The 7,671-nt window shown below is 41.2% G+C and carries 11 protein-coding genes; 2 read left to right on the forward strand and 9 right to left on the reverse strand.

What is annotated here, in order from left to right; translation table 11 throughout:
• Positions 1–391: 391 nt before the first annotated feature.
• On the reverse strand, positions 392–2,293 hold the full coding sequence (gene mobQ, locus BM305_RS18560) for a MobQ family relaxase (protein WP_092564453.1): 1,902 nt from the start codon (positions 2,291–2,293) through the stop codon (positions 392–394).
• Between the two features lie 509 nt (positions 2,294–2,802).
• Here mobQ and BM305_RS18565 point away from each other — a divergent pair.
• Together BM305_RS18565 and BM305_RS18570 are read left to right on the forward strand one after the other, a co-directional pair.
• Positions 2,803–3,081 (forward strand): DUF3847 domain-containing protein, encoded by a 279-nt coding sequence (locus tag BM305_RS18565; RefSeq protein ID WP_092564456.1) that lies wholly within the window; start codon positions 2,803–2,805, stop codon positions 3,079–3,081.
• Positions 3,074–3,505: a hypothetical protein gene (locus BM305_RS18570; RefSeq protein WP_092564459.1), complete on the forward strand. Its 432-nt coding sequence runs from the start codon at positions 3,074–3,076 to the stop codon at positions 3,503–3,505. The genes BM305_RS18565 and BM305_RS18570 overlap by 8 nt, the downstream gene beginning before the upstream one ends.
• Before the next feature lie 45 nt (positions 3,506–3,550).
• Here the strand turns inward: BM305_RS18570 and BM305_RS18575 are convergent, their stop codons facing one another.
• The 8 genes from BM305_RS18575 to BM305_RS18605 form a co-directional block, all read right to left on the reverse strand.
• On the reverse strand, positions 3,551–3,811 hold the full coding sequence (locus BM305_RS18575; RefSeq protein WP_092564462.1) for a hypothetical protein: 261 nt from the start codon (positions 3,809–3,811) through the stop codon (positions 3,551–3,553).
• Positions 3,812–3,840: 29 nt separating this feature from the next.
• Positions 3,841–5,442 (reverse strand): type IV secretory system conjugative DNA transfer family protein, encoded by a 1,602-nt coding sequence (locus BM305_RS18580; RefSeq protein ID WP_092564465.1) that lies wholly within the window; start codon positions 5,440–5,442, stop codon positions 3,841–3,843.
• Positions 5,443–5,453: 11 nt separating this feature from the next.
• Positions 5,454–6,089, reverse strand: coding sequence for a hypothetical protein (locus BM305_RS18585; RefSeq protein ID WP_092564468.1), 636 nt, complete (start codon positions 6,087–6,089; stop codon positions 5,454–5,456).
• 149 nt (positions 6,090–6,238) lie between these two features.
• Positions 6,239–6,367 carry a hypothetical protein gene (locus BM305_RS19695; protein ID WP_272481975.1) on the reverse strand — a complete coding sequence of 43 codons (129 nt, stop codon included), beginning with the start codon at positions 6,365–6,367 and terminating at the stop codon, positions 6,239–6,241.
• On the reverse strand, positions 6,348–6,614 hold the full coding sequence (locus BM305_RS18590) for a hypothetical protein (RefSeq protein WP_092564471.1): 267 nt from the start codon (positions 6,612–6,614) through the stop codon (positions 6,348–6,350). The genes BM305_RS19695 and BM305_RS18590 overlap by 20 nt, the downstream gene beginning before the upstream one ends.
• A 1-nt stretch (position 6,615) precedes the next feature.
• A complete protein-coding gene (locus BM305_RS18595) occupies positions 6,616–6,840 on the reverse strand; it encodes a hypothetical protein (RefSeq protein WP_092564474.1) in 225 nt (74 codons plus the stop codon).
• A gap of 158 nt (positions 6,841–6,998) precedes the next feature.
• A complete protein-coding gene (locus tag BM305_RS18600) occupies positions 6,999–7,367 on the reverse strand; it encodes a hypothetical protein (RefSeq protein ID WP_092564477.1) in 369 nt (122 codons plus the stop codon).
• Positions 7,367–7,671 (reverse strand): ParA family protein (locus tag BM305_RS18605; RefSeq protein WP_143099230.1); only part of this gene is annotated, 305 nt, incomplete at its 5' end. The genes BM305_RS18600 and BM305_RS18605, both read right to left, overlap by 1 nt.

Raw genomic sequence — 7,671 nt, forward strand, 5'->3', positions numbered from 1 at the left:
TAGGGGGCTTAGATTATCAATATATTTTTTCCACCTTTTTCGACATTATTAGGGGCTTAGATTATCAATGAAGTATTTTTACTCTCTGACAACATAAGTACAACGTGCTATAATGCGCCTTACTTTTGCTTGACTACAAAAAAGCACACCCACGATAAACGGTCAAGGGCGGCTATGCCGCCGCCATAGGCGGTTACACCCTTGACGGTCTATCGCTGGTATGCTATCTGTCAACTAAGCAAAGGTAAGGTGTTCTTTGTGTCTGATACACACCCTTTTTATTTTAAATGCTCTATTGCTGTCTTAACGCTCGTTAAGGCGTTTATTATATGCTAGTCGAACATTTCCTTGCCTTGCTTCTTAAAAAGGCTCTGTGAGGGCAAATATAGGCTTAGTCTGCTCGCCCTCTTTCTATTTGTTTAACTTTATCATGTAGGCGGTCTTTTCCCTGTTCTTTCAATGCACTATCAAGCACCCTGCGGGCTTCTGCATCTGCGGTAAAGGCTTCCATTCTGCCCGACATTTTCCCTATTGCTGGTTGTTCCTTATATTGCCCCATGCGTTCAAGTACGGCTTGCCGTTGGTCTGCTGGTATCTGCTTCACCATTTCAAGGAACACGGCTTTTGCTTCCTCTGCCCTGCTTCCTGCACCCTCGTTCATTTTTGCCGCCTGTGCCTGCTTCTGCTCATGCGCCGCCAGCATTCTTTTTTCCTTTACCGCTTCCTGTGCTTGCGCTGGATCAGCAACGCCCAGCGCTTTCAATTTGTCTATATTTCCTCTGCGGCTTCTTTCAAAATTATCAATTTTTTCTTGTATCTCTTTTTTCTCTTTTCCCTTAAACACTCCCAGCTTGTCACGTTCTGCCTTAAATGCTTCTATGGTTCGGGTCTGGTCTGATACAGTTTTTGAAATGCTTTCTATCTCATTTGCCTGTCTTGCATAAATCGGGTTCGGCTGGTAGTTGGTGCGCTCTGCGCTTTGTACTGTTTCTCTTACAAATTCATTTCGTAAGCTGGCAAGTTCTTTCGCCATTTTTTCAGTATAGGCAACATCAATTTGCGGTTTCTCCTGTGGGGCTTCCTGCTTCATTAACGCTTCACGCCGTGCGGCAAATCCACCCTGCTCCTGTGGCTTTGGTTGCTCTTTTGCAATCGTCTGTTCCTGCCGCTTTTGTTCCAACGCTTCAAGATAGTTATTTACTTTGCTCTGCATGAAAGAAATATCACCTATGACTTTGTTCTTGTGATACTCAAAATACGGTATCTGTCGCAAGTCATATTCTACGGTTCTTCCCTCGCTGGTCTTGGTCGGCTTCATGTTCTTGGCTGTTTCAATACCTAATTTTAAATTCTGTTGTAATGCCCGCAATGCTTTTTCGTTATCTTCCAATTTTGGAAGTGTCGCTTCAATCCCTGCATTTTTTTCGTGTATCTTATTCCAGCTTATATCCTCTTTGATATTTTCAATGTCTTTCTGCATACTTCTTTCGACAAGAGAAAGGGCTTTTAATTCGCTATTGGCTTCCTTGATTTCTCTGTTTTCATTTCCTCGCTGGCTTTCAATTCCTCGCTTCTCCATAGCGTTAGCCGATACGCCGATATGTTGGGTTGGTATCTGTTCCTTTCCCTGCTCCTTAAAACTTCTATGGTCTACTCTCTGTGGCAGATTTTTCTTTTCAAGTTCTTCGTTTACTTTTCCCGCCCAGCTTTCACGGTTTCTCTGTAAAAATTCCGTACTATCCCAATCGGTTGTTTTGATTGTCTTGCATTTATATGTTTGCTTCTTTTTGTCATATTGTTTATTTCCGTCTTTGTCTAAAATATATTCCTTTTTCTGTTTTGTTCCCCACGTTCCGTCCTGCTCTATTGGTCTTATGGTAAGCATGATATGAGCGTGTGGGTTTCCGTCCTCTTTATCATGTATGGAAAAGTCAACACACATTCCCTTATCCGTGAAATTTTCTTTTGCAAAATCACGAACAAGTTTTATCTGTTCTTCTCTTGTCAATTCAACAGGCAAAGCAACTTCATATTCACGGGCTAACTGTGCCTTACTGCTCTTTTCTATTTTCTCAACTTCATTCCAAAGTGTAGACCTGTCTTGATATTCTTTTGGTGCGTTTTCACATAGCATAATTTCACTATATGCAACACCGCCTTTTCTTGTATAGTCATGTTCCAAACCGTCATATTCATTTGTTAATTTTTCGCCGCTTCTATATGCCGCCGCACCAACGGCAGACCGCCCACTTCCTCTGCTTACTATTTTACAATGACAATGATATATAGCCATACCGTTTATGCTCCTTTCTTCGTATCATTCCGTGCTTCGTATTCTAATTTAATCACCGTGATTAAATTAGACAATCACGAAAACAAATTTGCGAATAGCAAATGTTGTTGTAGTGGTTGCCGCATGAAGCAGAAAACGCAATAGCGTTTCTCTGTTTCTGCGGTGGCTGTCTGCAAGACCCCTCGGCTAGCGCACATACCAACGGAGTTGGTATATAAGTGCGCACTTCGTGATATTGCCGCCGCTACTCTGTGACTACATTATAGCCGCAAACGTTCGATAATGCAATACGTTTAGGAAAGCGGCTAACTACATAGGCGGCAATGTCATGCGTTCCGCATGAAAGAAAATGAAAGTGCCAAGTGGCACTTTTAATTTCTTGAAGTAGGAGCGCCGAACACCGTATAAAAGCGGTGTTCCTGTCCTGTGCTTCGTTCTTGATATTTCGCATTGTCTATGTTACAATAATTGAAACAATAAAAGGAAAATTCAGAAAGGCGGTATTGACTATGGCAGAACGTAAAACACCCGAACAAAAGTTAGAAGAACTTGAAAAGAAAATGTCACAATTACAGGCACAAAAGAAATCAATCCAGCAGAAACAAAGTAAGATTGAAAGAGCGCAAAGGACACGCCGTCTTATTGAGAATGGCGCACTTGCTGAAAAGTATTTTAACTGTGATAAAATTGAACCAGCAGACTTTGAAAAATTGCTGAAACAGTTAGTACAGATTGAACAGGTAAAAACTCTTGTTTCTACTCCTAAAAGCGGGGTTGTAAATGAGTAATGAAACGGCAAGGCAAAGGGCGCAAGAATTGACACGAAAAGCCCTTTCAGAAGCCGACAAAGAAACCTATAAAGTTGACCGTTCTTTACGGGGTAAACATATCGAAACCAAATCAGAAAAAGCGGCAAAAGAAAAAGAATATAGGCGCATTGAAAAAGAAATACGGGGTAGCCGTGAAAAGCCCTCTTTTCTCGTTTCTATGGCTGACGTTTTAGAAAAAGTCTTGCATACTGTTGTTACGCTTTTTACAATGGCAATCGTTATAAATATCTTCTTTGTTTGGCAGATTTATAAGACCGTTTCCGCTAATGGCTGGCACGGTATATTTCAGACAAAATACACCCTCTTTATTCTACTTTACTTCGTGCTTTTGTTCATTCTGAAAAAGGTCTATCTTTCACTTTACAAATATGCAAATGAATAAAAAAGAAGCCCTGCATTTCTGCAAGGCTTTTTATTTTTTGATATTCTATTTCCCTACTGCAATATTACAATCTTTCTCTGCATATGCAAGGGCATTTTCATAAGGTTCATTCGGGAAGCTGTCCGCATACGCCAATGAAATAGTGGCGTATCTGTTTAAATATTCTGCGCTATATCCTGCCGCCTGCTCCTGCCCCATTCCATAAGAAATATTTGCAGTTAAAACACAAAGACACATTATCATACCTGCACCCAAAATAGCGTAGATTTTTTTTGACTTTAAAACAAATTCTTTTACTCTTTTCATATTGATTTCCCCTTTCGTTATCACGGTGATTATAGTTTACTTGTGAAAGTGCTGTCCTCGTAGTAATTGGCTTTTTGTAAGCGTTTATATCCATTCGGGAACACACAAACAACGTCTGTCATATAAGCAAATTCTTCGGGCTTGATAATACGTTTTTCCTCGGTGCTGGAACTTGTCCCTTGCCCCTTTCCTACTCCAATAATATCAGCATTGTAATTACTTGATATTTTTTTCTTATCGTAAGTACCCACCAGCTTAGAACACCATTCCTGCGTATTCGGTTCGCTGGCTTTTAATATTGCCTTGTAAGAACAGTTATCGGCTATGACTTCGGCAAAGTCTTTTCCATAAATCGCGGAAAGCTGGCTCTTGCTCTGAACGATAAGTGCTATATGTATCTTCTTGCTTCTTAGGGTCGCAAGTCCGTTGTTAATAGCTTCGATTTTTCCCAAACGTGGGAACTCGTCAATCAAGAACAGAATAGGCGTTTTGTTGCCCTCGGGTCTTTGTTCAAAGGATTTCAAGAACTGATTGCACATCATTCCTAAAAGGTCTTTCCATTCGTCCAACTTATGCTCTGGAATACAACAATAAACATCATAATTATTTTCAAGGTCTGCTGGCGTGATACAACGCCCCTCGCCTGATAAAGCACGTTGCAAATCATCACTTGTCGCAAAGATTGTAATATGGTTTGATAACTCTGAAAATACGCCCGAAAGGGTCTTATCGTCCATGCCACTAAATTGCATGATTTCCATTTTCGCCTTGTCGTTGGTGTCCTCTACAATCTGCGCTATCAACTCTTTTGTGGGTGTGCTTTTGATTATCTTCATACTGCTTGCAAAACTTTCCTCTAACCCTTGCAAGTAAATCAAAAACCCTGTAAGCATATTCTGTGCGCCTTTTATCCAAAATGGGTCTTTGGTGTCTGCCGGTAATGGCACGATTGACATTGCAAGCTGCCGTGCAGCACTCGATATATCATCAGACTTTTTCAGCATGAAAAATGGGTCATATCCATAAGCGTTCCTATCTGTTGGATTGAATACTTTAATCTGTGCTTCTCTCCTTGCTTTCTTGGTTTTCTCATATAACTCACCTTTAATGTCGATTGCAAAAACTCTTTCTTTCCAGCTCATCAGAGTAGGAATAGCAACTGCCGCCGATTTTCCACTTCCCGCACCGCCGACGATCAGAATGTGTCCGTCGGTGGTTTCGGGCATAGTAGCATATTTACCGCCCAGCTTTCCAAATACCACGCCCGAAAGGTCATTAGCCGTTTTTAGGGCTACTGTTTCCCCGCCCAGCTTCGCTTCAAATCCTTGCTTTTCTTTGCTCTTTAAAATCAGCTTTAAAAAGCTAAAGTCTGGATTTTTTGTGACATTACGAATAACAAGTTGCAATACCGCTATTCCCATGATAACAGGGCAAATACGAAACATATATACGCCTAAAAATGTATCAAAAGGGCTTCCTGCTACAAGCGATGCTCCTGTGATTTTTTCATATAATACCCACATTGCAAACCCAACAAGGACACACCAACCCCATAATCCAATAATAATATATTTAACAAACCATATTAAAAACTTTGGTATTTTTCCCATTATTGAAAATATAATTCCCATGTTATCCCCCTTTATCTGTCACGCCCGAAATCGTGCGTTTTATTCTGTTCTTGCGATTTAATGCGTGTTTCCACCTTGCCTTTCAAGGCTTCACGCCGTGCGGCAAATCCGCCCTTTTCGGGGCTGTCTTTTGCCTGGGCTTTTTCCTGCCCTGGCTTCTCTTTTGCTTCCGCTTTTTCGGCTCTCTTTTCGTCATAATAGCCCGACTTTACAAGTCGCATATATTTATCTTCGGCGTTTGCTAAATCTCTTAATTCTTGGCTCTGCGGGGTCTTATCGTTCACACGCTGGGTATTTTCTTCCTTGCGCTGGCTTTCCTCTTTCAATCGTTCTTCCCTCGCTGGCTCCTGCTCCTGCCGTTGGCTATCCTCTCTCTGTTGGCTCTCCTGCTTGCGGTGTTCTTCCTGCGTCCTCTGCTCTCGTCTGCGCTGTTCCTCTTGTCTACGTTGTTCGTCTTGTCTACGCTGTTCTTCCTGCCGTTGGCTATCCTGTCGGCGTTGCTCGTCCTGTGTGCGCTGGGTTTCCTGTCTTTGGCGTTCTTCCGTCTGCGCCCTTTCTTCTAACTGCCGCCCCTCTATGGCGTGTTGCTCCGCTTGCTGGCGGTCAAGGTGTGCGGCTTCCTCTCTTTGTTTATCCTGTTCGTTCATATTTCCCCTATACTCCTTTCGGTGTGATGTTCTGTGACAATGCTTCCACAAAAGAATAAAAGGCAGAAGCGTAAGAAGCACAAGAACCATTAAAATTATAAAATAAAAATCTTCCGTTCTTCTTCACTTCCTTTCTTCTCTCACGGTGATTATTTTTTGTTGTTTACCTCATGTGGTTCGACTTGCTTTTGATTTACTTCAGCACTCTTTTCTTTCACTTTTTCAATCATTTTCTTTACGCTAGGTCTGATATGTTCATCAAACTTCTGATTTTTCATCAATACCCTGCCCCCTTAACTCATTTTCAATGTTTTCCTTACCTCTAATTATTGTCATATTGGTAAGCACTTTTGGGTTGTCTGTTGCTGTTCCTACAAGTGTACCTATACAACTTTTGATTGCATAAACACTTTCCATGAGGTCGGCTTGGTCTGAAAAAGAAGTTTCATAATCGTGTGAACCGTCCTCATAAAACTTTTTAATAATTGCGTGGTATCTGCCTATCTGATAAGTTCCAATTTTCATATTACCACCACTCCCCTTGCTCGTTATAATGCCACCAATTACCGCTCTCGTACTCGATACAGATATTGCCCTTGCCGTCTATCCATACCTTTTCTATTTCGCCCTCTTTCCAATTTTCAAAGGCTTTCTTGTGTTCCTCAAAGTGTTCTGTGGCTCTCTGCTCTAAGTACGCTTTCAGTTGTTTAAATTCCTCAACCGTCTTAGTTCCCTTAATTACCGTGTGCATAAGTTTACCCCTTTCTTATATAAATTATTTAAGTTATTTATCATATATACATTATATAACATATATAATGTATTGTCAACGCTATTTATGTTATTTTTATTATTTAATTTATATAACATAAATAATAAAAAAAGGGGCGGGATTTTCCCCGCCCTGCCTTAATCTTTCTTGATTTTGTTATACTCTTTCAGCTTGGCGGCGTTCTCGGCAACATACTGTTCAATGCACTCTGAAACAATCTCGCTCACACTCTTTCGCTCCACATAAGAAATCTTTTTAATATCTTCATAAAGACTTGGAAGCACCGCAAGGCTGATACGTTGTTTCGTTTCTCTATCTGTCACGGCTGGTCTGCCCCTGCCTACTGTTCCCTTTTCCTGTGGCTTCTTCGCTGGTGTAGGCATATACTTTCCGTTCTCTAGGGTTTCAATGCTCTCCTGCCCCTTTATCTGTTCTTCCTCTGAAATACCTATAATCGACTTAAAAGCCGCGTCTTGGTCGAATTTTGCTTTTGTTTTTCCTGCCATTATTCATTGCCCCCTTTCAAAAATTCCTCTATAAACGCTCTATAATCGTCTGCAACGGTTGATTTTTCAGCGTATGTAAAAATATCCGTCCTGTTTGCCTGTGCTTCTTCTACGGCAACGGTAGACCGCACATGGGTATTGTAAATTGGGGCTGATATATACTCGCTCACCTGCGCCGTAAGTTCTTGTATCTGTTTACTGATATTTGCTCTTGGATTGAAGCGGGTAAAAAGAATACCTGTTATCTTCACGTTTTGATTACAATACTTCTGAACGTTTTTTACCGTCTTAGCAAGCTGTCCTA

This window comes from Anaeromicropila populeti (assembly GCF_900112775.1).
GTDB classification, from domain to species: Bacteria; Bacillota; Clostridia; order Lachnospirales; family Lachnospiraceae; genus Anaeromicropila_A; species Anaeromicropila_A populeti.

Bases quoted from the DNA above. Each gene is read 5' to 3' on its own strand.
- BM305_RS18580 (WP_092564465.1), bottom strand. From the start codon at position 5,442: ATGGGAATTATATTTTCAATAATGGGAAAAATACCAAAGTTTTTAATA.
- BM305_RS18590 (WP_092564471.1), bottom strand. From the start codon at position 6,614: ATGAAAATTGGAACTTATCAGATAGGCAGATACCACGCAATTATTAAA.
- BM305_RS19695 (WP_272481975.1), bottom strand. From the start codon at position 6,367: ATGAAAAATCAGAAGTTTGATGAACATATCAGACCTAGCGTAAAGAAA.
- BM305_RS18595 (WP_092564474.1), bottom strand. From the start codon at position 6,840: ATGCACACGGTAATTAAGGGAACTAAGACGGTTGAGGAATTTAAACAA.
- BM305_RS18575 (WP_092564462.1), bottom strand. From the start codon at position 3,811: ATGAAAAGAGTAAAAGAATTTGTTTTAAAGTCAAAAAAAATCTACGCT.
- mobQ (WP_092564453.1), bottom strand. From the start codon at position 2,293: ATGGCTATATATCATTGTCATTGTAAAATAGTAAGCAGAGGAAGTGGG.
- BM305_RS18600 (WP_092564477.1), bottom strand. From the start codon at position 7,367: ATGGCAGGAAAAACAAAAGCAAAATTCGACCAAGACGCGGCTTTTAAG.
- BM305_RS18585 (WP_092564468.1), bottom strand. From the start codon at position 6,089: ATGAACGAACAGGATAAACAAAGAGAGGAAGCCGCACACCTTGACCGC.
- BM305_RS18565 (WP_092564456.1), top strand. From the start codon at position 2,803: ATGGCAGAACGTAAAACACCCGAACAAAAGTTAGAAGAACTTGAAAAG.
- BM305_RS18570 (WP_092564459.1), top strand. From the start codon at position 3,074: ATGAGTAATGAAACGGCAAGGCAAAGGGCGCAAGAATTGACACGAAAA.